Genomic DNA, 26,961 nt, shown 5'->3' on the forward strand with positions numbered 1-26,961 from the left:
CCCGGCCGGCGGGGTCGCCGGGCGCGGGGCGTGCGGGTGGCGCGGGCCCGGCCCGCGACAGGCGGCCCGGGACCGGAGGAGCAGGGCTGGCCGATCGCTGGACAGCAGCACCGGCACCGGCACCGGGCGCTGCGGGCCAGATCCCGCAAAAGCGGCCCCGCGCATGAGGCCCTTCGGGTCAGGCCCTCCGGGTCACGGCTTCGGCACCAGCGTCGGCACGGTTTGCGTCTCGCGGTGCAGCACCATCGAGTGGCTGAACCGGTTGCCGGGATGAAGGTTCACCGCCAGTTCGAACAGCTCGCCGGTCATTGTCAGATAGCGCCGCTCGACCCGCAGCCCCGCCGCGCCGGGCTCGGTGCCGAAGGCCTCGGCCGCGCGGTCGTCGAGCAGCACCGCGCTGACCTGCTGGTGCACCTCGCTTGCCACGATGCCATGGGCGGCCTCGATCATCGCGTAGATCGGCGTCTTCGGCTCGGTCACCCCCGCGATCACCTGTCGGTAGGGCCAGGCGATATAGACCTCGGCCAGCGCGATCGGGCGGTCCTCGCCGGCGACGTGGCGCTCGCCCAGCACCCGCAGCCAGGCCTGGCCGGGGCGACAGCCCAGCAGCTCGGCCAGCGCCTCGTCGGCGATGACCTCGCGCGCGTCGCGGATCACGAGGTTGACGTCCTGCACGTAGCGGAACAGGTCGCCGATCCCTTCGCTGGCATGGACATAGCGCGACGTCGCCTTGGGCGCCTGCACCCGTGTCCCCACCCCCGGCTGCCGGGTGACCATGCCCAGGTCGGCCAGCCGCCGGATCGCCTCGCGCACCGTGTGGCGGCTGACGGCGAACCGGGCGCACAGCTCGAACTCGGTCGGCAGCAGGCTGCCCACCGGGTAGGTGCCGGCGGCGATCTCGTCGATCAGGTGCTGGGCCAGCACCATGTAGCGCGGCTGGCCTGCGGTGGCGGGCAGGGTGCCGGACTGAACGCCGGACTGGGCGCCGGGCTGTGCGGGGGTGGCGGACTGGGTCATGGGGCGTCAGGGCACCTTGCGCAGGAGTTCCGGGGGCCGGCGGCTGTCCAGCGCCCCGAGGATGGCATCGTTGTCGGCGCCAAGCCGCGGCGCAGGGCGTTTGGGCAGCTCTTCCCCCGGCACGCGGACCGGGCAGGCCAGCGTGCGGATCGTGCCGCGGACCGGGTGCGGCACCTCGGCGATCATGCCCTGCTGCGCCACATACGCGCTGTCGAGCGCCTGCGCGACATCATAGACCGGCGCCGCCGGCACCTGGCCTGCGAACCGCTCCATCCACTCGGCCGTCGTGGCCGAGGACAGCGCGCGGTCCATCTCCTCGGTCAGCTCGTCGCGGTTGGCCAGCCGCGCCTTGAAATCGGCGAAGCGGGCATCGCTCGCCCAGTCCGGCCGGTCGATGGCACGCGCGAGGATCGGCCAGAACTTCTCCTTGTTGCACATGATGAAGATCCAGCCGTCGGCGGTCTTGTACATCTGGCTGGGCGTCAGCGAGGGGTGGGCGCCGCGCGGCGCCCGCTCGGTGGTGATGCCGTCGTTCATGTACCAGGTGCCAAGGTAGTTCACGTTGTGCAGCGCCACGTCGAACAGGCTGGTGTCGATGTCGCGGCCCCGCCCGGTCGCGCGGGCCGAGACCAGCGCGGCCAGCAGCGCCATCGCCGCGGTGGTGCCGGTCATCATGTCGATGATCGAGATCCCGAACCGCGCCGGCGGCCCGCCCGGCTCGCCGGTGACGGCGCAATAGCCCGCCTCGGCCTGCATCAGGTAGTCATAGCCCGGCCAGGCCTTGCGCGGCCCGGTGCGGCCATAGGCCGACAGGTGGCAGCACACGATCGCCGGGTTGACGTGGCGCAGGCTCGCGTAGTCGATGCCCAGCCGCTCGGGCAGGTCGCCGCGCAGGTTGTCGAAGACCGCGTCGGCGGTCGCGACCAGCGCCTCGAACTGCGCGCGGCCCGCGTCGCTTTTCAGGTCGATCGTCACGCTCTTCTTGTTGCGGTTGAACGACTGGTAGAAATGGCTGTCGCCGGGTTCGAAGTAATAGGGCCCGACGTGGCGGCCGACCTCGCCGCCCTCGGCCGGGTTCTCGACCTTGATCACCTCGGCGCCCAGGTCGGCAAGGTGCTGGGTGCCGAACGGGCCGGCGCCGTACTGCTCGACCGCGACGATGCGGACACCTTCCAGGGGCAGGCTCATGCCGGGTTCCTTTCGACAAGCTGGCGGGCGATGATGATGCGCTGCATCTCGTTGGTGCCCTCGCCGATGGTCAGCAGCGGCGCGTCGCGGAACAGCCGCTCGACGTTGTACTCCTTGGAATAGCCATAGCCGCCGTGGATGCGCAGCGCATCCGTCGCGTTCTTCAGCGCGGCCTCGGTCGCGAAGTACTTGGCCATGCCCGCCTCCATGTCGCAGCGCTCGCCGCGGTCGAAGGCGCGCGCGGCGCTGTCGACCAGAAGCCGCGCGGCCTCGACCCGGGTCGCCATCTCGCCCAGCATCAGCTGGATCGCCTGATGCTCGCAGATCGGCTTGCCGAAGGTCTTGCGGATCTGCGCGTAGGTGACGCTTTCCTCCATCGCCGCGCGGGCGACCCCGACGCCGCGGGCGGCGACGTTGATCCGGCCCAGCTCGAGCCCGGAGAGGATCTGCTTCAGCCCCTGGCCCTCCTGGCCGCCGATCAGCCGGTCCACGGGCACCTTGTAGTCGGTGAACAAAAGCTCGCAGGTGTCGATGCCGCGATAGCCAAGCTTCTGCAGCTTGCGCACGACCTCGAAGCCCGGGCCCTTCTCGGCGATCAGCAGGCTCATGCCCTTGTGGCGCGGCTGCGCCTCGGGGTCGGTCTTGACCAAGAGCGCGATGCAGTTGCCGTACATCGAGTTGGTGATCCAGGTCTTCGCGCCGTTGACCACGTAGTCGTCACCCACCCGCTTGGCCGCGGTGCGGATCGCCTGCAGGTCGGTGCCGGCGTCGGGCTCGGTCAGGCCGATCCCGCCGCGCAGCTCGCCGGTGGCGAAGCGGGGCAGGAACTCGGCCTTCTGTCCCTGCGTGCCCGCGCGCTGCACCGCCGAGGCCATGATCAGGTGCGAGTTGATGATCCCCGACAGCGACATCCAGGTCTTCGAGATCCGCTCGATGATCCGCGCATAGGTCGCCGTCGACAGGCCGAGCCCGCCGTACTCCTCGGCGATGATGCAGCCGAAAAGGCCCATCTCCTTCATCTTCTCGACGATTTCCTCGGGGTAGGTATCGTCGTTTTCCAGTTTGCGGACATGGGGTTCGACCTCGGTCTTCAGAAACCGGTCGATCATGTCGAGCATCATGTCTTCCTGCTCGAAGGCGTCCTGTTGGTCTTTCATCTCTCTCTCCCTGTTCAGCGGCCGGCCAGCACGGCCGCAAGCCCGCGCGCCGAGATCCCGTCGTCGAGGCCCAGCACGGCCTCCTCGACCCGCGCCACGCCCGAGGGGGCCAGCGCCATCGCCGCGTTCTCGCGGAATTTGGTGGTGATCTCGGCCGCGCTCAGCGGCCGGTCCGAGGCGCCGCGGTTCACATGCTCGCGGTGCGCAATCTCGCGGCCGTCCTTCAGCCGCACGATCACCTCGCCCGAGTAGTACTTGGGGAAGGCCGAATTCGGGTCGACCTCGTAGGCGACCTTGCGCGCGATCCCCAGCACCTCGGGGTCGTTCAGCGCCTCGGGCTCCAGCTCGGCCAGGCCGAAGCGGCCCTTCACGAGGCCCGAGGCGACGGCGTAGGGGATCGAGAACTGCGCGTCATAGCTGTTTTGCGGCTTCTGCTTGTGGCGCACCGGCTCGCAGACGGTCTTGACCACCTCGGCCGGGATCAGGGCGCGCACGCTCTCGATCTGCTCGGGGCGGATGGCATGGGCCTCGCGCAGGGCCACGGCGGAATCGGCGCAGGCATGGGTGAAGTGGCAGGCCGGCAGCGGCTTGACCGCGACCGCGGTCACCTCCCAGGCCTCGCCCAGCGCTTCGGTGGCCAGCGACAGGTCGCAGGCCTCGGCGAGCGGGCCGAGGTGGCTTGCGTAAAGGCCGAAGCGGCCCTCGTAGGTCTCCTTCGGGCCGATGAAGCCCGCGCGCGCCAGCGCGGCGGCGGTGATGCCCGCCACCCCGGCCCAGCCGGGATGCATCCGCTTGGTCCAGGCGCCGTCCTGCAGGAATTCGAGGCTGCCCGAGGCCATCGACAGCGCGATGCCCTGCGCATGGGCAAGCTGCTTCGCGGTCAGGCCGCGCAGCTGGCCCGCGATCAGCGCCGCCGAAAACGCGCCGATCAGCCCGGTCGGGTGGAAGCCGGTCTGGTGAAAGCCGCCCTTGGCGACCGAGCCGAGCCGCGTCGCGACCTCCATCCCGCCGATATAGGCGGTGAGCAGGTCGCGGCCCGAGCGGTCGCCCTCGGCGGCCTGTCCCATCGCGGTGGGCAGGCAGCTGGCGGTGGCGTGGATCACGCCGCGGGTGTGGGTGTCGTCATAGTCCAGCCCGTGGACCAGGAAGCCGTTCATCATCACCGCGTCGCGCAGCGGCAGGCGGGTGCCATAGCCGATCACGTCGTGGCTGCCCTCGCCGAACGAGGCCAGCGCGGCATGGGTGCGGTGCGAGAAGTCGTACTGCGTCGAGGCGAGGGCGATGCCGACGGCGTCGAGGATCAGGTAGCGCGCCCGCTCGCGCGTCGCCGCGGGGATCTCGCGGCCGGGCAGGGTCTCGATGAAGGCGGCAAGCCGTTCGGCGATGGTGCCGGTGGCGGCGAGCGTCTCGGGGGCGGGAATCTGGGTCAGTTCGTTCATCTGGTCTCCTCCCTAGCGGACCAGTGCCAGCGAAATCGCCGGGACATAGGTGATAAGGGCAAGCCCGGTCATCCGGACGAGGTAGAAGGGCAGCACGCCGCGCGCGACCTCGTGCACCGGGATCCGGGCGATGCCCGACATCACGAAGAGGTTCAGCCCGATCGGCGGCGTCAGCGTCGCGATCTCGACATTGGCGACCATGATCACCGCGAAGTGGATCGGGTCGATGCCAAGCGCGGTGGCGGCGGGGAACAGCAGCGGCGCCGTCAGCACGATCAGCGCGATCCCGTCGAGGAACATCCCCAGGATCAGCAGCAGCACGTTGACGATCAGCAGGAACATCCACGGGCTCATGTCGGCGGCCTGCAGCGCGCCGATCAGCGACTGCGACACGCCCATCCGCGCCAGGACGAAGCCGATCAGGCTGCCGCCCATGACCACGGCGAAGATCATCGTGGTCTGCAGCACGCTTTCCTTCGCGGTCTCCCACATCTCGCCGGCGGTGACGCTGCGGTAGACCAGCAGGCACAGCAGCGCGGCATAGGCGGCGGCGAAGGCCGAGGTCTCGGTCGGGGTCAGGAACCCCGAGTAGATCGAGCCCATGACCAGCACCGGCATCAGCAGCGCCGGGATCGCCCGCGGCAGGTTGCGCCCGAAGCCCTTCCAGTCGGGGCGGGGGATCTTCTCGCCATAGCCGTTGCGGCGCGACATGATCGCGACGCCGATCATCAGCAGGCAGGCCTCCATGATCCCGGGCACGATCCCGGCGAGGAACAGCTTGTCGATCGGCACGCCGACGATCGAGCCGATCAGGATGAAGCCCAGCGACGGCGGGATCATCAGCCCCAGCGTGCCGCCGACCGCGACCAGCGCCGCGGCGAAGCGGGCGGGATATCTCTCGCGCCGCAGCCCCTCGACGGTCGAGGCGCCGATCGCGGCGGCGGAGCCCACGGACGAGCCCGAGACGGCGGCGAAGAACACCGAGGTGATCAGCACCGTCTGCGCCAGCCCGCCGCGGATCGACCGCACGAGCGATCCGACAAGGTCGATCATCAGCTCGGCGATGCGGCCCTTCATCATCAGGTTGCCGGCGAGCACGAACATCGGCACCGCCATCAGCGCGTAGCTGTTGACCGACTTGAACGCGGTCTGGGCGATGACCGTGGTCGGCACCCCGCCCGCGACCAGCAGCAGCACCGCCGTCACCAGGCCGAGCGCGATCGCGACATGGCTGCCGATGGCGAGGAAGGCGAGCGCAATGGGAAGTGCTAGGACGACGCTCATTTCATCTCCTCTCCGGGGGCGAGGTGGCGCGCGTGCTCGGGGTCGAACGGCAGCGGGTCAAGCCCGCCGGCACCGGGCTGGGCGCCGAACGGCTCCTCGCCGTGCCAGGCGCGCATCAGGCAGCCGAGGTAGTAGATCCCGAGAAGCGTGGAGCCGATCGGCATCGCCAGGAACAGCGCCCACATCGGCAGGTCCAGCGTCGATTCCGTCATCATCCCCATGGTGTAGTAGCGGGTGATCTGCGGGATCGAGGCCGCGAACAGGATCACCGCGAAGGCGATGCCGGCAAGGCTGGCCAGCAGGTGGCAGACCCGGCGCAGATGCTGGGGCAGCATGTCGACCAGCATCTCGGTGCGGATGTGGAACCCGCCGCGGCCGGCCGCGCCCAGCGTCAGGAAGAACGCCCAGATCATCAGGTAGCGCACGCTCTCCTCGGCCCAGAAATAGCTGTGGTCCAGGAAGCCGCGGCTGAAGGCCTCGACCAGCATGATCAGCGTCGCCGCGACCGCGAGCAGCGTCGACAGGCCCAGCAGCCACCGGAATTCGAACCGCGTCCACAGGCTGCCGCGCCGGCGTTCGGCGGGGCGGGCCTCGGCGCGCGGCGGGGGGGTGCCCGCCGCGCGGCTGCGGACCGGATCAGCCGCCGATGTCACAGCTCGTCTCCAGCTCGTGGACCTTGGCGACGATCTCCTGGTGCTCGTCGTTGAACGACGCGGCGCTCTCGTCGGCCAGCGCCTTCCAGCGCGCGATTTCGGCCTCGTCGGCGATGTGGAAGGTGGCGCCCTGCTCCTCCATCTTCTTGATCAGCTTCTCGTCCGACGCCTTGGCCTCGACCCATTCCTTGGCCGCGATCTCGGTGATCGTGCTCTGGATCGCCTCCTGCTGCTCGGCCGGCAGGCCCTCGAACCACATGCCGTCGACGACGACCGCATAGGTCGAGAGCGAGAAGCCCGGCACGTACCAGCCGTACTGGCCGGTCATGCCGATCATCTCGGCCCAGCCCGCGGGCGACGAGAAGACGCCGTCGATCGCGCCCTGCGACATCGCCGTCGACATCTCCGAGGCCGACATCGACACCGGCGAGACGCCGAGCCGGTTCATCGTGTCGAGGAAGACCTTGCCGCCGGTGACGCGCACCTTGGTGCCCTTCAGGTCCTCCATCTTCGTGATCTCCTTGTCACGGAAGATGAAGAACAGGTCGGCGGTGCGCAGCAGGCCCAGCACCTTCAGCCCGCGCGGCGCCACGCTGTCCGAGATCGTGGCGGTCAGCCCCTCGGAGAAGCAGGTGTTGGCCATCATCTCGTCGCTGAGCGCGAAGGGCAGGTTGATGACCCCGGTGTCGGGCACGATCGATTCCAGCCGCACCGACACCGGCCAGACCATCTGCACCGCGCCGGTGCCAAGCGCCGCCAGCGCGTCCTGCTCGTTGTAGAGCTGGCCGGCGGGGAAGACCTTGACGTCGATCTCGCCGCCGGTCTTCTCGCCGACCATCTCGGCGAACTGGTTCTGGTAGTCGGTCTTCCAGTGGGTTGCGGCAACCTCGCTCGGCAGCACCAGCTCGTCGGCGAGCGTGGGGGCCGCGGCAAGCGCGCCGGCGGTGGCAAGCACGGTCAGACCCGCGCCGCGAAACGACTTCGTCATGGTTTCCTCCCTGGTGTCCCCATTGCCTCGCCGCGCCGGGGACGGTTGCGCGGCTGTCGTCGGTTGCGGGGGGCGGTCTCCTCTCCGCCCGCCGCACCGGTGGCGGGCTAGTAGCCCGCGGCCTCGTCGATGTTGCCCGCCCGCTTCTGGATCAGCGCCAGGCGGTCGAAGCTCATGAACACGGTGCCGTCGGCCTTGCGGCCAAGGGTGCGGACCTTGACGATGCCGGCACCGGGGCGCGACTTCGACTCGCGTTTGTCCAGCACCTCGGATTCGGCATAGATCGTGTCGCCGGGGAACACCGGCGCGGTCAGCTTGATGCTTTCCCAGCCGAGGTTGGCGATCGCCTTGCCGCTGACGTCGGGCACGGTCATGCCCAGCACGATGGCCACCGTCAGCCCGCTGTTGACCAGCGGCTTGCCGAATTCCGACTTCGCGGCATAGGCCGCGTCGCAGTGCATCGGGTGCAGGTTCATCGTCATCAGCGAAAAGTTGATGTTGTCGGCTTCCGTGATCGTGCGCCCGGGCCTGTGCTCGTAGACGTCGCCGACCTCGAAATCCTCGTAATAGCGCCCGATCTCACCCCGGTAGCGCTGGTCTCCAATCTTCTTCACGGCTCCTCCTCCGTCGTGTCCGGGCATCCGCCGCGCGAGCAAGCTCCCCGCCTGTTCCACTTTGTTCGTATGTCCGAACAAAGTAAGCGCCAAATGCCCCCTCGCCGTCAAGGCGAAACGGCCGCGGCGCGGGAACTTTCCGGCAAGATATTGACATCGTGTCATTTTCTCAGACGGCCGCCGCCGCGCAGGGCCGTGCCGCATTTGCACGGACAAATGCCGCACGGCAGCGGTGCCGGCAGAGTCGGGGGCGGAAACGGGGGAGGCAACGGGGGCGGGGCGATGCCGCGCGCGGATGCGAAAAGGCCCGCGCTGCGGCGGGCCTTCGGGGTCGGTCGGGACGGTCGCGGCCGGCAGGGCGCGCGGCGTCGGGGTCACTCCAGCTCGATCGTGCCCGGCGGCTTAGAGGTGACGTCGTAGAACACCCGGTTGATGCCACGCACCTCGTTGATGATCCGCGTCATCGTCTCGCCGAGGAACTCGTGCGTGAACGGATAGTAATCCGCCGTCATGCCGTCGACCGAGGTCACGGCGCGCAGCGACAGGGCATAGTCATAGGTCCGCCCGTCGCCCATCACGCCCACGGTGCGCATCGGCAGGATCGCGGCGAAGGCCTGCCAGATCTCGTCATAAAGCCCGTGCTTGCGGATCTGGTCGATGTAGACCGCATCCGCCTGACGCAGGATGTCGAGCTTTTCGCGCGTGATCTCGCCGGGGCAGCGGATGGCAAGGCCGGGGCCGGGGAAGGGGTGGCGGCCGATGAAGCTGTCGGGCAGGCCCAGCTGGCGACCCAGCGCGCGGACCTCGTCCTTGAACAGCTCGCGCAGCGGCTCGACCAGCTTCAGCCCCATCTTCTCGGGCAGGCCGCCGACATTGTGGTGCGACTTGATCGTGACCGACGGGCCGCCCGAGAACGACACCGATTCGATGACGTCGGGATAGAGCGTCCCCTGCGCGAGGAACCGCGCGCCCTCGATCTGGTCGGCGTATTTCTGGAACACGTCGATGAAGAGCCGCCCGATGATCTTGCGCTTGGTCTCGGGGTCCGACACGCCCTCAAGCTCGCCCAGGAACAGCTCCTGCTCCTGCGCGTGGATCACCTGCAGGTTCATGTGGTCGCGGAACATCGCGACGACCTGCTCGCCCTCGTTCAGGCGCAGCAGGCCATGGTCGACGAAGACGCAGGTCAGGTTGTCGCCGATCGCCTCGTGGATCAGCGCGGCGGCGACCGAGCTGTCGACCCCGCCCGACAGCGCGCAGATCACCTTGGCGTCGCCCACCTGCTCGCGGATCTTGGCCACCATCTCGTCGCGATAGGCGGCCATGGTCCAGTCGCCCTTGAAGCCCGCGATGCGCACGAAGTTCTCGTAAAGCGCCGCGCCCTTCGGGGTGTGGTGCACCTCGGGGTGGAACTGCACGGCGTAGAACTTGCGCTCGAGATCGGCGGTGATCGCGAAGGGGGCGTTGGGCGAGGTGCCGTAGACCTTGAACCCCGGCGCGATCTTCGAGACGTGGTCGCCGTGGCTCATCCACACCTGCTCGCGGCCGGCGGCGAACCAGCCCTCCAGCAGGTCGATGGTCTCGATCTCGGGCTGCACGAAGGCGCGCCCGAACTCGGCGGTGCCGTGGCCGCGCTCGACCTTGCCGCCCAGGCATTCCATCATCACCTGCTGGCCATAGCAGATCCCCAGGATCGGCACGCCAAGGTCGAAGACGCCCGCCGGCGGACGGGGCGAACCCTCGTCCATCACGGAAGCGGGGCCGCCCGAGAAGATCACCGCCTTTGGCGCGAACTCCCGGAGGAAGGCCTCGTCCACCCGGTTGAACGGATGGATTTCGCAGTAGACGTTCAACTCGCGCAGACGCCGGGCGATGAGCTGCGTCACCTGGCTGCCGAAGTCGATGATGAGAAGGCGATCATGCTGGGTCATGCGCCTGCGCATAGGGCGCGCCGACGCCCTGCGCAAGAGGGTCGCGCTTCGCGACCGGGCGGGCTATGTCGCTTTCGGTTGCCGGATGCCGAAAACCGACCCGGGCCACGCCGCCGCAGCGGCTAGATTCGACCACGACACGCATGCGGGAGGCAGCGATGAACGACCAGGCAGGACGGGCGTCCCCGGCACGGGGCCGGTCGGGCGGGGGGGCCGCGCGGCGCGCGGAGCGCTCGGCAGTGCATTTCGAGACCGCGCGCTTCATCGAGCGCAACATCCCCGACCTCGCCCTGCTCAACGACGAGGCGCTGGAGCTGATCGAGCACAACGCCGAGACGGTGCTGGAGGAGATCGGCGTCAACTTCGTGGAAAACCCCGCCGCGCTCGATCTGTGGCGCGCGGCCGGCGCCGACGTGCGCGGCGAGCGGGTGCGCATCCCGCGCGGCCTGGCCCGGCAGCTGTGCGCCACCGCGCCCGCGCGCATCGTCCAGCACGCCCGCAACCCCGAGCGCACGGTCGAGATCGGCGGGCGGTCGCTGGTGCTGGCGCCGGTCTACGGCCCGCCCTTCGTGCGCGACGCGGCCGGCGGGCGGCGCTATGCCACGCTGGCCGATTTCCAGAACTTCGTGAAGCTCGGCTACATGTCGAAATGGCTGCACCATTCGGGCGGCACCGTCTGCGAGCCGACCGACGTGCCGGTGAACAAGCGCCATCTCGACATGCTGCTGGCGCACATGACGCTGTCGGACAAGCCCTACATGGGCTCGGTGACCGAGCCGGCGCGGGCCGCGGATTCGGTCGAGATGTCGAAGATCCTGTTCGGCGCCGATTTCGTCGACCGCAACACCGTGATGACCTCGCTCATCAACATCAACTCGCCGCTGACCTTTGATTCGGTGATGATGGGCTCTCTCGAGGTCTACGCCCGCGCGAACCAGGCCTGCATCATCTCGCCCTTCATCGTCGGCGGTGCGATGGCGCCGGTGACGGTGGCGGGCACGCTGACCCAGGTGCTGGCCGAGGTGCTGGCCGGCGTCGCCTACAGCCAGCTCGTGCGCAAGGGCGCGCCGGTGATCTTCGGCGCCTTCGTCACCTCGATCGACATGAACTCGGGCGCGCCGACCTTCGGCACCCCCGAAGCCAGCCAGATCACCTATGGCGCGGGCCAGCTCGCCCGCCGCCTCGGGCTCCCGTACCGTTCGGCCGGGGCCTTCACCGGCGCCAAGCTGCCCGACGCGCAGGGCGCCTACGAATCCGCGAACTCGCTGAACATGGGGCTTCTGTCGGGGGTGAACTTCATGCTGCACGCCTGCGGCTGGCTCGAGGGCGGGCTCGTCTCCAGCTACGAGAAGTTCGTGATGGACGCCGACCAGCTGGGGATCCTGCACCGCATGGCCGCGGGCGTCGCGATCGACGAGAACGCGCAGGGCATGGACGCGATCCGCGAGGTCGGACCCGGCGGGCACTACCTCGGCTGCGCCCATACCCAGGCGAATTTCAAGCAGGCGTTCTGGCGCACTGATCTGCTGGACTACAAGCCCTTCGAGACCTGGGAGGAGGAGGGCGCGCGCGACACCACCGCCCTCGCCGCCGTCCGGGTCGAGAAGATGCTGGCAAGCTATGTCAGGCCGGCGATCGACCCCGCGATCGGAGAGGCGCTGACCGCCTTCGTGCGCCAGCGCAAGGACTCGATGGCCGACAGCTTCCTGTAGACTTCGGGGCCGGGTCCCGGCTCGGCCCCCGGTTCCGGCCCGTCCGGTTCGGCCAGTACCCGGCGCTCGGCGATCAGCGCGATCACCACCGCGACGTGCCGGCCGGGCCGATAGGCCGGGTCGCCGGCGCGGCGCTGCGCCTCGAGCCCCGCCTCGACCGGGGCGAGCGCGGCCACCGCCGCGGCCGGCCCGGGCGCCACCGGCACGGCCAGCAGCCGGCGCAGCACCGGTTCGCGCCGGTACTGCGCCAGCCCCATCCGCGCCGCCCGCAGCAACAGCTTCGGGCGCATCCGCGCTTTCGGGGCCACGAAATGCTTCGACATCTTCACCTCCGCGATCTGCGGCGACGATCCTGCGCCCGGCCGGCGGGGTGTTGCGCCGGCGGCGGGTCATGCGAACGCTGGGGTCCGGAAGAATTAGGTTTCTGTAAACGATGATGGGCTCGTTCGATTTTCTTAACGAACGGGTAACCAATGCAGCGGACGGTTGTTGCGGGGGCGGAAACGAAAGAACCGCCGATGTCACCAAGGGGGAAGACGCCCTTGTCCTGGGGCGAAGCCGAAGCGGGCCTCTCCTGCCTCGCTGGTGATCTGCGCCTGTATCTCAGCCATGTCGAGGAGGGACGGTCGATCCGCGCGCTGGCGCGCGAATGCGGCTGCCATGCCTCGACCGTCCTGCGCCGGGTCCGGCGCCTCGAGGCCCGGCGGGACGATCCGCTGGTCGACGAGGTGCTGGGGGCGCTGGGGGCGCTGGGCACACGGGCCGCGGGCCAGCCCGGACCGTCGCGCGCGATCAGAGAGGATGAGGGAATGAGCCAACACATTTCCGGCGCGCGGCCCGCTGCGGGCGCGGCCGAGCTGCCGCCCGATGCCGAGGCGCAGGCGCTGCGGATCCTGACCCGGCTGGCCGAGACCGGCGCCTTCCTGGCGGTCGCGCCGGGGATGGAGCGCGCGGCGGTGCTGCGCGACGGCGTGCGCCGCGCGGTGGCCGAGCGGGGGTTGCTGCAGCTTCTGGCGATCAACGACTGGATCGCGCTCGACCGCCGGCAGGGGCGGGTGCTGCTGTACACGATCAGCGCGCCGGGCCGGGCCGCGCTGCGCCGGGCCTCGACCGGGGGGCGGCTGCTGCCCGCGGCGGCGGCCGGGGCGCAGGGGGACGTGCCGGGCCGGTCGGCCGCCGCCGCCGCCGCCGCCGGCGGCGGATTTGCCGAGCAGCACCGCGAGTGGGTCACGCGCGATCTGCCCTCGCCCGAGGATGGCCGGCTGCGGGCGCAACGCTGCAACCTTGCCGAAAGCCCGCTGACGGCGCTGGCGCGGCGGCGCGACCGCGACGGCCAGCCGTTCCTGTCGCAGGAGCTGGTCGCCGCGGGCGAGCGGCTGCGCGAGGATTTCGAGCTTGCGCAGCTTGGCCCGCGCGTGGCGCAGAATTGGGAGCGGTTCCTGACCTCGTCGGACCGCGGCGGCTTCCGGCCCGGGGGCGGTGCCGACAACGGCTCGGCGGCGGCGCGCGACCGGGTGGCGGCGGCGCTGCGGGCGCTGGGCCCGGGCTTGGGCGACATGGTCCTGCGCTGCTGCTGCTACCTCGAGGGGCTCGAGGCGGCCGAGCAGCGGATGGGCTGGTCGGCGCGCTCGGGCAAGATCGTGTTGCGCATCGCGCTGATGCAGCTCAAGCGCCACTACGACGACGTCTACGGCAACGCCCCGCGCATGATCGGCTGACGAGCGCCCCATCGTGTACCGCCCCGGCGCGGGCGAGTGCGGAGGGCGATCGGATGTCCCGCTCAGGCATGGCCTCGGGGGGGGGGCGACAGGCGGGCAGCCTGAACATGGGCGTGGGCGGGGTTCGGCGGGGTGTCCCGCCCATCCCCCGCCTTGGGCAGGTTTCGGCAAGGTCTCCCCGCTTTGCAGGTATAGGTGCAGCCTCTGGCGGAAGTTCCTGGTTCGTCATCGGCCCCGGCGGTTTCCGGAGGGCGGGCCGCACAGCCCCGGGCTTGGGGCAGCTTCCGGCGCCGGGGGCCGCTCTGCGTGGACAGGTACAGCCCCTGGAGGAAATTCCTCGCTCGTCATTGGCACCGGCGGTTTCCGAAGGGTGTCCCGCCCAGCCCCCGCCTTGGGCAGCTTCCGGCAAGGTCTCCCCGCTTTGCAGGAACAGGTGCAGCCTCTGGCGGAAGTTCCTGGTTCGTCATCGGCCCCGGCGGTTTCCGAAGGGGCGGGCTGCACAGCCCCGGGCTTGGGGCAGCTTCCGGCGCGGGGGCCACTCTGCATGGAGAGGTGCAGCCCCTGGAGGAAATTCCTCGCTCGTCATCGGCACTGGCGGTTTCCGAAGGGCGGGCCGCACAGCCCCGGGCTTTGGGCAGATTCCGGCGCGGGGGCCGTTCTGCAGAGGCATGTGGTGACCCTGGCGGCGTTCCCTCGCTCAGCCATGGGCACCGGCGGTTCCCGAAGGGGTTTCCCGCTCTGCCCCGGGCCTGAACGGTTTTTGGCGGGGTTTCCCGGAAGGGGCGCGGGCTTGAGCAGCCGCTCGGGCACGAGATCCCGCATGGCCATCGGCGCGGGCTCTGAGATGAGCCCTGGCGTGGCGTCCGGCGCGCTCTGGCGGCTTCCCACCGTACGGCCGGCACTGGCCGCCAACGACCGGGCGGGGCCGATCGGCGCGCGTCGGCCCGTGCCGCGACGGCGGGGGTCAGTAGCTGCGGATCAGCCCGACCAGCCGGCCCTGCACCTGCACGGCCGAGTCGGGCAGGATCCGGGTCTCGTAGGCCGGGTTCGCGGCCTCGAGCGCGATCATCCCGCCGCGGCGGCGGTAGTATTTCAGCGTGGCCTCGGCCCCCTCGACCAGCGCCACCACGATCTCGCCGTTCTCGGCGGTGTCCTGCTCGCGGATCACGACGATGTCGCCGTCGTTGATCCCGGCCTCGATCATCGAATCGCCGCGCACCTCGAGCGCGTAGTGCTGCCCGCGCCCCGCCAGCATAGACCCCGGCACCGCCACCATGTGCGACACTTCCGAGATCGCCTCGATCGGCACGCCGGCGGCGATCCGGCCCATCACCGGCAGCTCCATCGCGTGCACCGCCGCCACCGGCATCGCCGCGGCGGGCCGATCCGCGGCCCGATCTGCAGGCTGCGGCTTCGTCCCCTCGATCACCTTGGGCGCGAAGGCCGGCGGCGCGGCGGGACGCTGCGCCGCGTCGGCCCGGCGGGTCCGCTCCATCGCCTCGGGCAGCTTCACGATCTCGATCGCGCGGGCGCGGTGCGCGAGGCGGCGGATGAAGCCGCGTTCCTCGAGCGCGGTGATCAGCCGGTGGATCCCGGATTTCGACCGCAGGTCCAGCGCTTCCTTCATCTCGTCGAACGAGGGGGGAACCCCGTCGCGATCCATCCGCTTCTGGATGAATTCAAGCAGTTCCAGTTGCTTGCGGGTCAGCATCGACCGAACCTCCGACGAGTCGCGGGCGTGGGATCGCCGCGCGTTCGCTCAACGTTCTGCCCGTGTTCCGCTTTTGTGTCAAGCGCGTCCGATCAGATCGGGATGTAGCCCACCACCTCGCCCGCGCGCCGGGGGCCGTCGCCGACCGGGCGGACCAGAAGCGCGTCGGCCTCGGACAGCAGCCGCAGCCGCGCGCTGTCCTGGCTGTCGGCCGGCGTGATCCGGGGCAGGGCCGCGCCGGGGGCGAGATGGGCGCGCATGTAGTGGGCGCGGGGGCCGTTCGCCGGCAGGTCCGCCGCAAGTTCGGCCTGCAGGGTCCTGATCTCGCCCGGCAATCCCTGCATCCTCGCAAGAAGCGGCAACAGGAACAGGTGGCCGCAGACGATGGCCGACACCGGGTTGCCCGGCAGGCCCAGCAGCCGCGCGGTCCCGAGGCGGCCGGCCATCAGCGGCTTGCCCGGGCGCAGCGCGATCTTCCAGAAGGCGCGCTGCATCCCCAGCTCTTCGGCCACCGCGCCGACGAGGTCGTGATCGCCCACCGAGGCGCTGCCGATGGTCACGATCAGGTCCGCCCCCGCCGCCAGCGCGAAGGCCTGGTGCAGGCTCTCGCGGCTGTCGCGGCCAAGCGGCAGCATCCGCACCCGCGCGCCCGCGGCCTCGGCCATCGCGGCGAGCGCGAAGCTGTTCGAGGCGACGATCTGGTCGGGGGCGGGGTCCTCGCCCGGCATCACCAGCTCGTCCCCGGTGGCGAGGATCGCGACCTCGGGGGCGCGGGCCACGGTGACGGTGGCGACGTTCATCGAGGCGATCAGCGCCACGTCGGCCGGGCGCAGCAGGCGCGGCGCGGCGATCGTGTCGCCGTCGCGGAAATCCTGTCCGCGCGGGCGGATGTGGCGCGCCGCCTCGAGCCGGTCGCCAAGCGTGATCCGCGCGCCGTCGCGCGCCACGTCCTCCTGCAGCACGACGCGGCTCGCGCCGGCGGGGACGGGGGCGCCGGTGAAGATCCGCACCGCCTCGCCCGGGCCGGGCGTGCCCGCGAAGCCATGGCCCGCGCCGGCCTCGCCGATCACCGTCAGCACCGCGCCCGGGGCGTGATCCTCGTCGCGGATCGCGTAGCCGTCCATGGCCGAGGCATCGAAGGGCGGCTGGTCGCGCCGCGCCGTCACCGGCTGCACCAGCACCCGGCCCGCGGCCCGGCGCAGGGCCACCGTCTCGGGTTGCGGCGGGTCGGCGAGCGCAAGGACGCGCGCCAGCGCCTCGTCGACCGAGATCAGCGCGCCGGGCGTCGGTTCGGCCGGCATCAGCCTTCGGCCCGCCAGCTGCCGGACTTGCCGCCGTCCTTCGACAGCAGCCGCAGCCCTTCGATCCTGATGCCCTTCTCGGCCGCCTTGAGCATGTCGTAGACCGTCAGCCCCGCGACCGAGGCCGCGGTCAGCGCCTCCATCTCGACCCCGGTCTTGCCGGCGGTGCGCACGGTGGCGGTGATCCGCACGCCCGGCAGCGCGGGCTCGGGCACGAGGTCGAGCGTCACCTTGGTGATCGGCAGCGGGTGGCACAGCGGGATCAGCTCTGCGGTCCGCTTCGCCCCCATGATCCCGGCCAGCCGCGCCACGCCCAGCACGTCACCCTTGGCCGCGGTGCCCGCGACGACCAGCGCCAGCGTGTCGGGCGACATGATCACCAGCGCCTCGGCCACGGCCTCGCGCGCGGTGTCGGGCTTGGCCGAGACATCGACCATGTGGGCGCGGCCCTCGGGGTCGAAATGCGTCAGGCTCATGCCGCCGTCGCCGCGCGCGGATTGGCGAGGATCGCGCGGGTGGCCGCGGCCACGTCCGCCTGCCGCATCAGGCTTTCGCCGATCAGGAAGCTGCGCGCGCCGACATCGGCCATCGCGGCCAGGTCGGCGGGGGTGAAGAGGCCGCTCTCGCAGACCAGCCGGCGGTCGGCGGGCACCCGCGGCGCCAGCCGGCGCGTGGTGTCGAGCGTCACGTCGAAGGTCTTGAGGTTGCGGTTGTTGATGCCCAGCAGCGGCGAGCTGAGCGCGAGCGCGCGGTCAAGCTCGGCCTCGTCGTGCACCTCGACCAGCACGTCCATCCCGTGCTCGGTCGCGGCGGCCTCAAGCTCGGCCGCCAGCGCGTCCTCGACCGAGGCCATGATGATCAGGATGCAGTCGGCGCCCCAGGCGCGGGCCTCGGCCACCTGGTAGGTGTCATAGAGGAAATCCTTGCGCAGCGCGGGCAGCGCGCAGGCGTCGCGCGCCGCCGTCAGGAAGTCGGGCGCGCCCTGGAACGAGGGGAAGTCGGTCAGCACCGACAGGCAGGTCGCGCCGCCCTCGGCATAGGCGCGGGCCAGCGCGGGCGGGTCGAAATCGGGCCGGATCAGCCCCTTCGAGGGCGAGGCCTTCTTGATCTCGGCGATCAGGCCATAGCCGGTGAGGGACGCCTCGGCGAGCCGGGCGGCGAAGCCGCGCGTCGGCGTCTGCGCCCGCGCGGCGGCCTCGAGATCGGCAAGCGACCGCTGCGCCTTGGCGGCGGCGATCTCGTCGAGCTTGTAGGCCTTGATCTTGTCGAGGATGTGCATGGCCGTCTTCCTAGCGCCTTCGCGGGCCTTTGCAAAGACGCGAGGCCACCGCGACTGCCACCGCGACGGCCACCGCGACGGCCGCTGCCGCTGCCGGCCGCCGCCGGACCTAGCCTTGGCCCGCCTCCTGACCCGACTCCCTACCGGCGGCCTTGCCGTGGCGCGGGGCGAGGCTTGCGAGCACCGCCAGCACCATCTCGGTGGTGAACGGGCGTTCGAGCACGGTGAAGCGGGCGGTGTCCTTGGGGGCGGGGTCGTCGTCGCGCGGGATCAGCACGACGCGGGCGCCGCGCGCCTCGACCATCGCCAGCGCCTCGTCCCAGCCCTCCTGGCCATGGGCATCGGCGAGAAACGCGAGCGAGACCCGCGCCGCGCCGTCCAGAAGCGCCGCCGCCGCCTCGGGGTCGCGGGCGCGCAGGACCGCGCCGGTGGGGTCGTGCTGGGCCAGGATCTGCGCGAGGTCCTCGGCGACGATCAGGTGGCGGGTCAGGATCAGATAGGTCCCTGCTGTCGATGTCATCCGGGAGGTCCTTTGTCCTGTCACGTCATGGGCCCGCCGCCCCGGGGAGGTGGCAGCGCATGCGCTGTAAATGGAACCGGTTCGCATTTGGCGCATTTAACTGTGACATAGCGGAAGGATTTTCTCGGTTGAATTCTCCAACGGTCTCCTGCTTCGACTGCCCCCTGCGCTGCAATCCGCTATTCGAGGTCCCGAGCGAGGACGAGCTGCGCTACATGAGCAGCTTCAAGCTGGGGGAACTGACGGTCGAGCCGGGGCGCACGGTGCTGATGGAGGGCGCGGCAAGCGCGCAGTTCTACACCGTGCTCGAGGGGATGGGGCTGCGTCAGAAGACATTCCCCAGCGGCCAGCGGCAGGTGATCAGCTTCGTGATGCCGGGCGACCTTGTGGGGTTGCAGGCGGCGGTGATGGGCGAGATGCGCCACTCGGTCGAGGCGACGACGCGGATGAGCCTGTGCGTCTTCGACCGCAACGGGCTGTGGGACCTGCTGCGCAACCAGCCCAAGCGCGCCTATTCGGTGACCTGGCTCGCGGCGGTCGAGGAGGTGTTCCTGGGCGAGACGCTGGCGACGATCGGGCAGCTTGACGCGACCCAGCGGATCGCCTGGGCGCTGGTGCGGCTGCATGACCGGCTGGCGATGCTCGACGATCCCGAGGGGGCGCTGCTGGCCAACGGCGGCCCGGTGGCGCTGCCCTACCGCCAGCAGGACCTGGCCGATGCGCTGGGGCTGTCTTTGGTGCATACCAACAAGACGCTGGCGCGGCTGAAGGCGGGGGGGCTCGCCGACTGGTCGGGCGGGCAGCTGCGGCTGCCGGGGCGGCGCCAGCTTGCCAGCCTCGCGATGATCGACGACGAGATGCCGCGCCGCCCGCTGCTTTAGTCGATATCCTCACCCGGCTGACCGCGCCGTGGCGCGCCGCCCGCTGCCGGTCCTGCCCCGGCCGTCGGCCCGACCGCGTGGCCCGTCCTGTGCCGTGACCCGTGCCCCGCGTGGCCGCCGCGCTTTGACGCGCGGGGGCGGCTTGGCTAGAAGCGGCCGACACCAACCGGAGCGCCCCCGCGATGACCCCAGCCGCCCGCCTCGCCGCCGCGATCGAGATCCTCGACCGCCAGCAGGACGGCATGCCGGCCGAGCAGGCGCTGACCGGCTGGGCGCGCGCGCACCGCTTCGCGGGCTCGGGCGACCGTGCGGCGATCCGCGACCATGTCTTCACCGCGCTGCGCTGCCTGCGCTCGCAGGGCTGGCGCGGCGGCGCCGGGGCGGGGCGCGCCACCGGCCGGCAGCTGGTGCTGGGCGGGCTCGTGGCGGCGGGCACCGATCCCGCCACGCTCTTCACCGGCGAGGGCCACGCCCCGCCCGCGCTCGACCCCGGCGAGGCCGCGGCGCTGGCCGCGGCGGGCGCGATGCCCGAGGCGGTGGCGCTCGACTGCCCCGACTGGCTGCTGGACCCGATGCGCGAGAGCCTCGGCGCCGATGCCGCGGCGGTGCTGGGCGCGCTGCGGGCGCGCGCGCCGGTGGTCCTGCGCGCCAACCTTGCCCGCACCGACCGCGACGGCGCGATCGCCGCGCTGGCCGCGGCGGGGATCGAGGGGCGGGCGCATCCGCTCGCCGCCGCGGCGATCGAGGTCACGGCCGGCGCGACCCGGCTGCGCACCGCCGCCCCCTATCTCGACGGGCTGGTCGAGCTGCAGGATGCCGCGAGCCAGGCCGTGGTCGAGATGCTGCCGCTGCCCGCGGGCGGGCGGATCCTCGACTACTGCGCCGGCGGCGGCGGCAAGACGCTGGCGATGGCGGCGCGGGTCGCGGCGCGGTTCACCGTCCATGACGCCGACCCGGGCCGGATGCGCGACCTGCCGGCGCGCGCGGCGCGGGCGGGGGTGAAGGTGGCGCTCGCGCGCACGCCCGCGCTGGCGGGGCAGACCTTCGATCTGGTGCTGACCGACGTGCCCTGCTCGGGCTCGGGCAGCTGGCGCCGCGCGCCCGAGGCGAAATGGACGCTGACCCCCGCGCGCCTGGCCGAGCTGACCGGGATCCAGGCCGGGATCCTCGACCGGGCGGCGGCGCTGGTGCGGCCGGGCGGCGTGCTGGCCTATGCCACCTGCTCGATGCTGTCGGCCGAGAACGGCGCCCAAGTCGCGGCCTTCCTGGCCCGCTGCCCCGGCTGGCGGCTCGAGGCCGAGCGGCGGCTGACCCCGCTCGACGGTGGCGACGGCTTCTATGCCGCGGTGCTGCGCGCCCCCGCCTGACTGAAGTCGGCCTGATTCCGGTCGGCCCGAATCCGGTCGGCCTGTACCCGGTTGTCCTGCGGCCGGACCTTCCGGTGGCGGTTTGCCCGCGGGCGGCCGGCCCGGGGGCGGGCGACGCCTGCCGTGGTTCGCCAGAGCCTCTTCCCGCAGCACGGGGGGGCCGCGGTCGCCGCTGCCTCCGGCAGCTTCCCGCCACTGACGGGGGCGGCGCGCATTGGGCGCCGTTTCTCGTTAACGCTCGATTAACACCTCGGGTCTCTACTCCGCGCATGGTAAGGTCACGGCCTTGGTGGAGGGACGAGTGATCGAAGCGGCACGCAAGTTCGACCCGGTGTCGCGCCCGCAACGGCCGGTGATGCGGCTGGCGGCCTCGCTCAGCCAGCGCAGCCTCTGGCTGCTGCCGCTCGCGGTGCTGGCCTCCAGCATCGCCCTGGCGCACTGGGACCGGCCGGCGGGGCTGATCGGCGCCGCCGTCGCCTGCGGGCTGGCGGGGGTGTTCTTCGTGATGCGGGTGATCGCCGGGCGCCAGGGCCTCGTGCTCGACCAGCGCCTGGCCCAGATCGCCGAGCTTGTGGCGGACGACCTGACCCCCAGCTTCGTCACCGATGCCGGCGGGCGGGTGCTGCTGCAGAATCGCGCCGCAAGCGAACGCTACGGCCTGCGGCGCGAGGACGGGCTGGTGATCGCGCTGTCCGAACTGCTGGCCAGCCCCGCCACCGTGGTGCAGCGGCTGGGCGCCAAGGCCGACCGCGCCGGCACCGCGCAGGAGGACATCGCCATCACCCGCGGCCGCGTGCGCCTGTCGGTGCGCCGGATCGACGACGACAGCCACCTGTGGCGGCTCGAGGAACGGGTCACGCCCGGCGCCGACCCGCGCGGCACCGGCGACCGGCTGCCGATGCTCGCTGTCTCGCGCAGCGGCACCGTGCTTTACATGAACGAGGCGCTGCGCCGGATCACCGGCCCCGCGCCGCGCAGCCTTTCGGCGCTGATCGGCCCGGCGCCGGTGGTCTCGGGCGCCGAGCGGCGGCTGGTGCTGGCCGAGGGCGGCACGCTGCGGGTCTGCCTGGCCGAGATCGAGGGCGCGGCCGGCCGGCGCGAGATCTACGTCCTGCCCGCGCCCGCCCGCGACGAGGCCGACCCCACCGGCTTCGACACGCTGCCGGTGGCGATGCTGCGGCTGTCGGTCGATGGCCGGATCGAGCGGATGAACACCGCGGCGCGCGCGATGCTGGGCAAGGTCGAGCCGGGCACCGGGCTCGCCCAGCTGCTCGAGGGGCTGGGCCGGCCGATCTCGGACTGGATCGAGGACACCGTCGGCGGGCGCATCGACCGCCGCCCCGAGGTGCTGCGCCTGCGCCGGCCGGGGGCCGAGGAATTCCTGCAGGTCACGCTGTGCCGCGCCGCCGGCGGCAGCGGCGAGGGCGGGCTGTCGCTGATCGCCATCCTCGCCGACGCGACCCAGCTCAAGACGCTCGAGGCGCAGATCTCGCAAAGCCAGAAGATGCAGGCGATCGGCCAGCTTGCCGGCGGGGTCGCGCATGATTTCAACAACCTGCTGACCGCGATCGGCGGGCATTGCGACCTGCTGAAGCTGCGCCACGACCGCGGCGATCCCGATTTCGCCGATCTCGAGCAGATCAGCCAGAACGCCAACCGCGCCGCGGCGCTGGTCAGCCAGCTGCTGGCCTTCTCGCGCAAGCAGACGCTGCATCCGCAGGTGCTCGACCTGCGCGAGCTGGTGGTGGACCTGACCCACCTGCTGAACCGGCTGGTGGGCGAGAAGGTGCGGCTGCAGCTGATGCAGGTGCCCGACCTGCTGCCGATCCGCGCCGATCCGCGCCAGCTCGAGCAGGTGATCGTCAACCTCGTGGTCAATGCCCGCGACGCGATGCCCGACGGCGGCACCGTGCGGATCGAGACCGCCAACACCCAGCTGACCCAGCCGGTGACCCGCGACCGGGCCGAGGTGCCGCGCGGCCCCTATGTGGTGATCCGCATCATCGACAGCGGCACCGGCATCCCGCCCGAGCACCTCTCGAAGATCTTCGAGCCGTTCTACACCACCAAGCGCGGCGCCGAGGGCACCGGGCTCGGGCTGTCGACCGCCTATGGCATCGTCAAGCAGTCCAGCGGCTATCTCTTCGTGGACAGCGTGATGGGGCAGGGCTCGGTCTTCGAGATCTGGCTGCCGGCGCTGCCCGCGGGCACCCGCGACATCGCCGAGCCCGCGCCGATCGCGCCGCCGCGCCGCGCGCAGCGGATGGGGCAGGGCACGGTGCTGCTGGTCGAGGACGAGACCCCGGTGCGCGCCTTCGCCAGCCGCGCGCTGCGCCTCAAGGGCTATGACGTGATCGAGGCCGATTGCGGCGAGGCCGCGCTCGAGATCCTCGCCGACCGCGATCTCGGGATCGACCTGTTCGTGTCGGACGTGATCATGCCGGGGCTCGACGGCCCGGCCTGGGTCGAACGCGCGCTGGGCGCGCGGCCGCAGGTGCCGGTGATCTTCATGTCGGGCTATGCCGAGGATGCGCTCGAGGATCGCGACGCCCGCATCGGCAGCGCGGCCTTCCTGCAAAAGCCGTTCTCGCTCGCCGACCTCACCGCCATCGTCGAGCGCGAGATCGCCTGACCCCGGCCCCCGCGGCGGGTGGCCCGGGCCGCTTCCGGTGCGGGGTATCAGCAGCGGGGCCGAGGTGCCGGTCGGGGCGGGGTCGAGGCCGCGCGCCGGGCGGTCAGCCCGCCGCCTGCCAGATCGCACGGTCCGCGGCCAGGCGCGCGCCCAGCCGGGCGGCGAGGCCGGGCGACAGCGCCGTCTCGGCCGGGGCCGAGGCCCGCAGCCGCGGCAGGATGATCTCGCATCCCAGCCGGTCCTCGAGGAAGCCGACCAGCCGGTCGATCTCCTCGTAGCGGAACAGGTGGTCGACCCCGACCCGGCCGCTGTCGTCGGTCAGGAAGCTGGCCTGGTCCTCGATCCCCAGCGGCCGCGGCCCGGGATCGGCGAGGAAGGCCTCGGCGAAGCTCTCGAAGCTGCCGGCCGCCGCGGCATCGCCCTCCTCGGCCTCGAGCCGCAGTTCGCGGTACCAGCTGGCCAGCCAGTCGAGCGGCTCGCGGATCACCGCCACCGTCTCGAAGCCCGCGCCGCCCGCGGCGCCCGCCAGCAGCGGCGCGAGATGGGCGCGGTAGGCGCGCTGGCCGACATGCTTCAGCTCGGGCGGCCGCGCGATCGCGACATTGGCCAGCGACTCGAGCGCGGTCTCGATCGAGGTCGAGCCGGTGCGGCTGTTGGCCAGAAACACCAGCCGCGGTCTCCAGAACACCAGCATTCGCCATCTCTCCCGTCACTTGCGGCCCGGTCTAGGGCCTTGGTCCGCGCCCTGTAAACCGGGCATTAACCACAGCGCGGAAAAACTCCGAGGCGTGTAGTTAATCATTGATTTGTTCTCTTTTTGATCTCATAACGGCGAGAACAAGTGCGGAACAAAACCCTTTCGGCGGATCGCGGGCGGCTTGATTGCCGCCGCTGGCCGACCGTGACATAAGGATCGGGACCCATGGCAGCGACGAACCTCTTCGACATGAACGACAAGCGCAACGCGGACAAGCAGAAGGCGCTGGAAAGCGCGCTGGCCCAGATCGAACGGCAGTTCGGCAAGGGCTCGATCATGAAGCTTGGCGCCGACAACCCGGTGATGGAGATCGAGGCGACCTCGACGGGCTCGCTCTCGCTCGACATCGCGCTGGGCATCGGCGGCCTGCCCAAGGGCCGGATCGTCGAGATCTACGGGCCGGAAAGCTCGGGCAAGACCACGCTGACGCTGCATGCGGTGGCCGAAGAGCAGAAGAAGGGCGGCGTCTGCGCCTTCGTCGATGCCGAGCATGCGCTTGATCCCCAGTACGCCAAGAAGCTGGGCGTGAACCTGGACGAACTGCTGATCTCGCAGCCCGACACCGGCGAGCAGGCGCTCGAGATCGTCGACACGCTGGTGCGCTCGGGCGCGGTCTCGATGATCGTGGTCGACTCGGTCGCGGCGCTGACGCCGAAGGCGGAACTGGAAGGCGACATGGGCGACGCGACCGTCGGTGCCCAGGCCCGCCTGATGAGCCAGGCGATGCGCAAGCTGACCGCCTCGATCGGGCGCAGCAACTGCATGGTGATCTTCATCAACCAGATCCGGATGAAGATCGGCGTCATGTTCGGCAGCCCCGAGACGACCACGGGCGGCAACGCGCTGAAGTTCTACGCGAGCGTCCGGCTCGACATCCGCCGCATCGGCTCGATCAAGGACCGCGACGAGGTGGTGGGCAACACCACCCGCGTGAAGGTCGTGAAGAACAAGGTGGCGCCGCCGTTCAAGCAGGTCGAGTTCGACATCATGTACGGCGAGGGCATCTCGAAGACCGGCGAGATCGTCGACCTGGGCGTGAAGGCCGGGATCGTCGAGAAATCGGGCTCGTGGTATTCCTACGGCGACGAGCGCATCGGCCAGGGCCGCGAGAATGCCAAGCAGTTCCTGCGCGACAACCCCGACGTGGCGATGTCGATCGAGGACAAGATCCGCGCGAGCCACGGCCTCGATTTCGGCGCGCCGATGACCGAGGACGGCGACGACGTGATGGAAAGCTGAGGCTTTTCCCGCCGATGACGACGGGCCTGCCGGAAAGGGCGGGCCTGCCGGCAACGACAGGCGGCAACGACAGGCACCAACCGGGCGCCCCACTCGCGAGAGGGGGCGCCCGTTTTGCGTCGGCGCGCGGTTGCCGGGTCGGGCGCGGACCGCCTGCGTCATCCGCCAGGGCCGCGTCCGGGCGCGTTGAGGGCCGTGACCGCGCCGCACTCGGGGCCGCATTCGGGGCCGCATTCGGGACCGCGTTCGGGGCGGTCTCCGGGGCCATTTCCGGGCCACGTCCGAGTTCGGGCCGGCCGCTTCCGGGCCGGGGCCGGCTCGGCCACGGGCGCGGCGCGGCGCTCAGCCCCGGGTCGCCGTCAGGTCGACCGTCACGGTGACCGGGAAGCCCACCGTCGCCTCGTCCTTGTAGGTCGGCCCGATGCCCCAGTCGCGCCGGTCGATCACCGCCTCGCCCTGCATCCGCGCGGTGTCGCCCTCGATCGCGAGGGTGAAGGGCAGGGTCACCGGCATATCGGCGCCGCGCAGCGACAGCGTGCCGGTGGCGACCAGCCCCGTGCCCTCGCCGGGGGCGATGTCGGCGGCGAACTGGGCCGAGGGGTGGTTGGCGGCATCGAAGAACTCGGCCCCCAGCGCCTGGTCGGTCACCGAGCCGAGCTTGAGCCCCGAGAGCGGGATCGCGACCTCGACATGGCCGCTGCGCGCGGCCTCGTCATAGTCGATCGCCGCCGACCAGCCGGTGAAGCTGCCGGTCACGGCCGAGCCCATCTGCACGAGCGAGATCGACAGCGTGCCCTCGGTCACCGTCCAGGGATGCGCACCGGCCGAGGCCGAGGCGGTGGCGGCGGGCGCGGCCGGGGCCGCGTCCGGCGCGGCGGCGGTCGCCAGCGCCGTGCCGATCACGCCGCCCCAGATCACCACGGCCGCCGCCGCCGGGGCGAGATGCGCGCCGCCAAAGCCCACCGCGGGGCCCCGTCCGGTCGTCATCCGCGCGATCGTGCCGTCGCGGTCGACGACCGCGTGCTTGAGCGCGCCCAGCACGTGCAGCCCGACGGTGACATAGATCACCCAGGCCGACAGCCCGTGCACCGCGCCCGAGACATGGGCCACGGCGTCGGATTTCGGCACGAAGGGCAGGTCCTGGCCGAAGGGCCACAGGATCGGCGCGAAGCCGTCGAGCGCCGCGTGGTGGATCCAGCCCGACAGCGGCATGACCACCATCGCGCCGTAAAGCGCCCAGTGCACGGTCTCGGCCAGGAAGGTCTCGGCCCGGCGGGCCGGGTGCAGCGGCGCGGGGCGGTGCTGGGTCAGCGCCCACAGGATCCGGGCCAGCGCGACGAAGAAGGCGGTGATGCCGATCGTCTTGTGCACCGAGTAGAGCGCGGCCACCCGCGCGACCTCGTCCCCGGTGCCGCGCGGCAGGCTTTCGCCGTACAGCCCCAGCGCCAGCGCGCTGAGGATCAAGAGCGCCGTCAGCCAGTGCAGCGCGCGGGCGACGGCCCCAAAGCCGGTTTCGGTATTCGAGATCATCCAGGGCCATCCGCAGGTCGAAGGGGAGTGTCGGGCCAGGATA

Annotated in this window: 23 protein-coding genes; 6 read left to right on the top strand and 17 right to left on the bottom strand. The window is 71.3% G+C overall.

Features of this window, described 5'->3' with window-relative positions:
* Positions 1–192 precede the first annotated feature (192 nt).
* The 9 genes from V8J39_RS00700 to guaA all read right to left on the bottom strand — a co-directional run bounded on the left by V8J39_RS00700 (position 193) and on the right by guaA (position 10,271).
* Positions 193–1,017: a GntR family transcriptional regulator gene (locus V8J39_RS00700; RefSeq protein ID WP_336458950.1), complete on the bottom strand. Its 825-nt coding sequence runs from the start codon at positions 1,015–1,017 to the stop codon at positions 193–195.
* Positions 1,018–1,023: 6 nt separating this feature from the next.
* Positions 1,024–2,205 (bottom strand): CaiB/BaiF CoA transferase family protein, encoded by a 1,182-nt coding sequence (locus tag V8J39_RS00705; protein ID WP_336458951.1) that lies wholly within the window; start codon positions 2,203–2,205, stop codon positions 1,024–1,026.
* Entirely contained in the window at positions 2,202–3,362 is a 1,161-nt protein-coding gene (locus V8J39_RS00710) for an acyl-CoA dehydrogenase family protein (protein ID WP_336458952.1), read from the bottom strand. The genes V8J39_RS00705 and V8J39_RS00710 overlap by 4 nt, the downstream gene beginning before the upstream one ends.
* A 14-nt stretch (positions 3,363–3,376) precedes the next feature.
* Positions 3,377–4,801: an MmgE/PrpD family protein gene (locus V8J39_RS00715; RefSeq protein ID WP_336458953.1), complete on the bottom strand. Its 1,425-nt coding sequence runs from the start codon at positions 4,799–4,801 to the stop codon at positions 3,377–3,379.
* A 12-nt stretch (positions 4,802–4,813) separates the two neighbouring features.
* Entirely contained in the window at positions 4,814–6,085 is a 1,272-nt protein-coding gene (locus V8J39_RS00720; protein WP_336458954.1) for a TRAP transporter large permease, read from the bottom strand.
* Entirely contained in the window at positions 6,082–6,738 is a 657-nt protein-coding gene (locus V8J39_RS00725; RefSeq protein ID WP_336458955.1) for a TRAP transporter small permease, read from the bottom strand. The genes V8J39_RS00720 and V8J39_RS00725 overlap by 4 nt, the downstream gene beginning before the upstream one ends.
* Entirely contained in the window at positions 6,722–7,726 is a 1,005-nt protein-coding gene (gene dctP, locus V8J39_RS00730; RefSeq protein ID WP_336458956.1) for a TRAP transporter substrate-binding protein DctP, read from the bottom strand. The genes V8J39_RS00725 and dctP overlap by 17 nt, the downstream gene beginning before the upstream one ends.
* 107 nt (positions 7,727–7,833) lie before the next feature.
* Entirely contained in the window at positions 7,834–8,340 is a 507-nt protein-coding gene (locus tag V8J39_RS00735) for a MaoC family dehydratase (protein WP_336458957.1), read from the bottom strand.
* A gap of 374 nt (positions 8,341–8,714) precedes the next feature.
* Positions 8,715–10,271 (bottom strand): glutamine-hydrolyzing GMP synthase, encoded by a 1,557-nt coding sequence (gene guaA / locus V8J39_RS00740; protein ID WP_336458958.1) that lies wholly within the window; start codon positions 10,269–10,271, stop codon positions 8,715–8,717.
* 158 nt (positions 10,272–10,429) lie between these two features.
* Between guaA and V8J39_RS00745 the strand changes: the two genes are divergently transcribed.
* Positions 10,430–11,983, top strand: a complete 1,554-nt coding sequence (locus V8J39_RS00745) for a trimethylamine methyltransferase family protein (RefSeq protein ID WP_336458959.1) — start codon at positions 10,430–10,432, stop codon at positions 11,981–11,983.
* On the opposite strand, the gene V8J39_RS00750 is transcribed toward V8J39_RS00745, so the two are convergent.
* Positions 11,890–12,306 carry a DUF6477 family protein gene (locus V8J39_RS00750; RefSeq protein WP_336458960.1) on the bottom strand — a complete coding sequence of 139 codons (417 nt, stop codon included), beginning with the start codon at positions 12,304–12,306 and terminating at the stop codon, positions 11,890–11,892. The two genes, V8J39_RS00745 and V8J39_RS00750, sit on opposite strands and share 94 nt — an antisense overlap.
* Positions 12,307–12,525: 219 nt before the next feature.
* Between V8J39_RS00750 and V8J39_RS00755 the strand changes: the two genes are divergently transcribed.
* On the top strand, positions 12,526–13,701 hold the full coding sequence (locus tag V8J39_RS00755) for a DUF6456 domain-containing protein (RefSeq protein ID WP_336458961.1): 1,176 nt from the start codon (positions 12,526–12,528) through the stop codon (positions 13,699–13,701).
* Positions 13,702–14,665: 964 nt separating this feature from the next.
* Here V8J39_RS00755 and lexA read toward each other — a convergent pair.
* The 5 genes from lexA to V8J39_RS00780 all read right to left on the bottom strand — a co-directional run bounded on the left by lexA (position 14,666) and on the right by V8J39_RS00780 (position 18,512).
* Entirely contained in the window at positions 14,666–15,412 is a 747-nt protein-coding gene (lexA, locus tag V8J39_RS00760) for a transcriptional repressor LexA (RefSeq protein WP_336458962.1), read from the bottom strand.
* Between the two features lie 92 nt (positions 15,413–15,504).
* Complete coding sequence (locus V8J39_RS00765; protein ID WP_336460161.1) at positions 15,505–16,686, bottom strand: molybdopterin molybdotransferase MoeA; 1,182 nt, start codon at positions 16,684–16,686, stop codon at positions 15,505–15,507.
* 26 nt (positions 16,687–16,712) lie between these two features.
* Entirely contained in the window at positions 16,713–17,189 is a 477-nt protein-coding gene (moaC, locus tag V8J39_RS00770; RefSeq protein ID WP_336458963.1) for a cyclic pyranopterin monophosphate synthase MoaC, read from the bottom strand.
* On the bottom strand, positions 17,186–17,992 hold the full coding sequence (gene trpC / locus V8J39_RS00775; RefSeq protein ID WP_336458964.1) for an indole-3-glycerol phosphate synthase TrpC: 807 nt from the start codon (positions 17,990–17,992) through the stop codon (positions 17,186–17,188). The genes moaC and trpC overlap by 4 nt, the downstream gene beginning before the upstream one ends.
* Before the next feature lie 109 nt (positions 17,993–18,101).
* Entirely contained in the window at positions 18,102–18,512 is a 411-nt protein-coding gene (locus V8J39_RS00780) for a hypothetical protein (protein ID WP_336458965.1), read from the bottom strand.
* A gap of 128 nt (positions 18,513–18,640) precedes the next feature.
* Between V8J39_RS00780 and V8J39_RS00785 the strand changes: the two genes are divergently transcribed.
* The 3 genes from V8J39_RS00785 (at position 18,641) to V8J39_RS00795 (ending at position 23,392) form a co-directional block, all read left to right on the top strand.
* Positions 18,641–19,393 (top strand): Crp/Fnr family transcriptional regulator, encoded by a 753-nt coding sequence (locus tag V8J39_RS00785; RefSeq protein ID WP_336458966.1) that lies wholly within the window; start codon positions 18,641–18,643, stop codon positions 19,391–19,393.
* 182 nt (positions 19,394–19,575) lie between these two features.
* Complete coding sequence (locus V8J39_RS00790) at positions 19,576–20,760, top strand: RsmB/NOP family class I SAM-dependent RNA methyltransferase (protein ID WP_336458967.1); 1,185 nt, start codon at positions 19,576–19,578, stop codon at positions 20,758–20,760.
* 301 nt (positions 20,761–21,061) lie between these two features.
* The gene (locus tag V8J39_RS00795) at positions 21,062–23,392 is read left to right on the top strand and encodes a hybrid sensor histidine kinase/response regulator (RefSeq protein WP_336458968.1); all 2,331 of its coding nucleotides are present in this window, start codon (positions 21,062–21,064) and stop codon (positions 23,390–23,392) included.
* A gap of 103 nt (positions 23,393–23,495) precedes the next feature.
* Here the strand turns inward: V8J39_RS00795 and V8J39_RS00800 are convergent, their stop codons facing one another.
* Positions 23,496–24,086, bottom strand: coding sequence for a hypothetical protein (locus tag V8J39_RS00800; protein WP_336458969.1), 591 nt, complete (start codon positions 24,084–24,086; stop codon positions 23,496–23,498).
* A gap of 228 nt (positions 24,087–24,314) precedes the next feature.
* On the opposite strand from V8J39_RS00800, the gene recA reads away from it, so the two are divergent.
* Positions 24,315–25,388: a recombinase RecA gene (recA, locus tag V8J39_RS00805; protein ID WP_336458970.1), complete on the top strand. Its 1,074-nt coding sequence runs from the start codon at positions 24,315–24,317 to the stop codon at positions 25,386–25,388.
* 342 nt (positions 25,389–25,730) lie between these two features.
* Here the strand turns inward: recA and V8J39_RS00810 are convergent, their stop codons facing one another.
* Entirely contained in the window at positions 25,731–26,918 is a 1,188-nt protein-coding gene (locus V8J39_RS00810) for a cytochrome b/b6 domain-containing protein (protein WP_336458971.1), read from the bottom strand.
* Positions 26,919–26,961 lie beyond the last annotated feature (43 nt).

Origin of the sequence: Frigidibacter sp. MR17.24 (genome assembly GCF_037095655.1) — a bacterium.
Lineage (GTDB): Bacteria > Pseudomonadota > Alphaproteobacteria > Rhodobacterales > Rhodobacteraceae > Frigidibacter.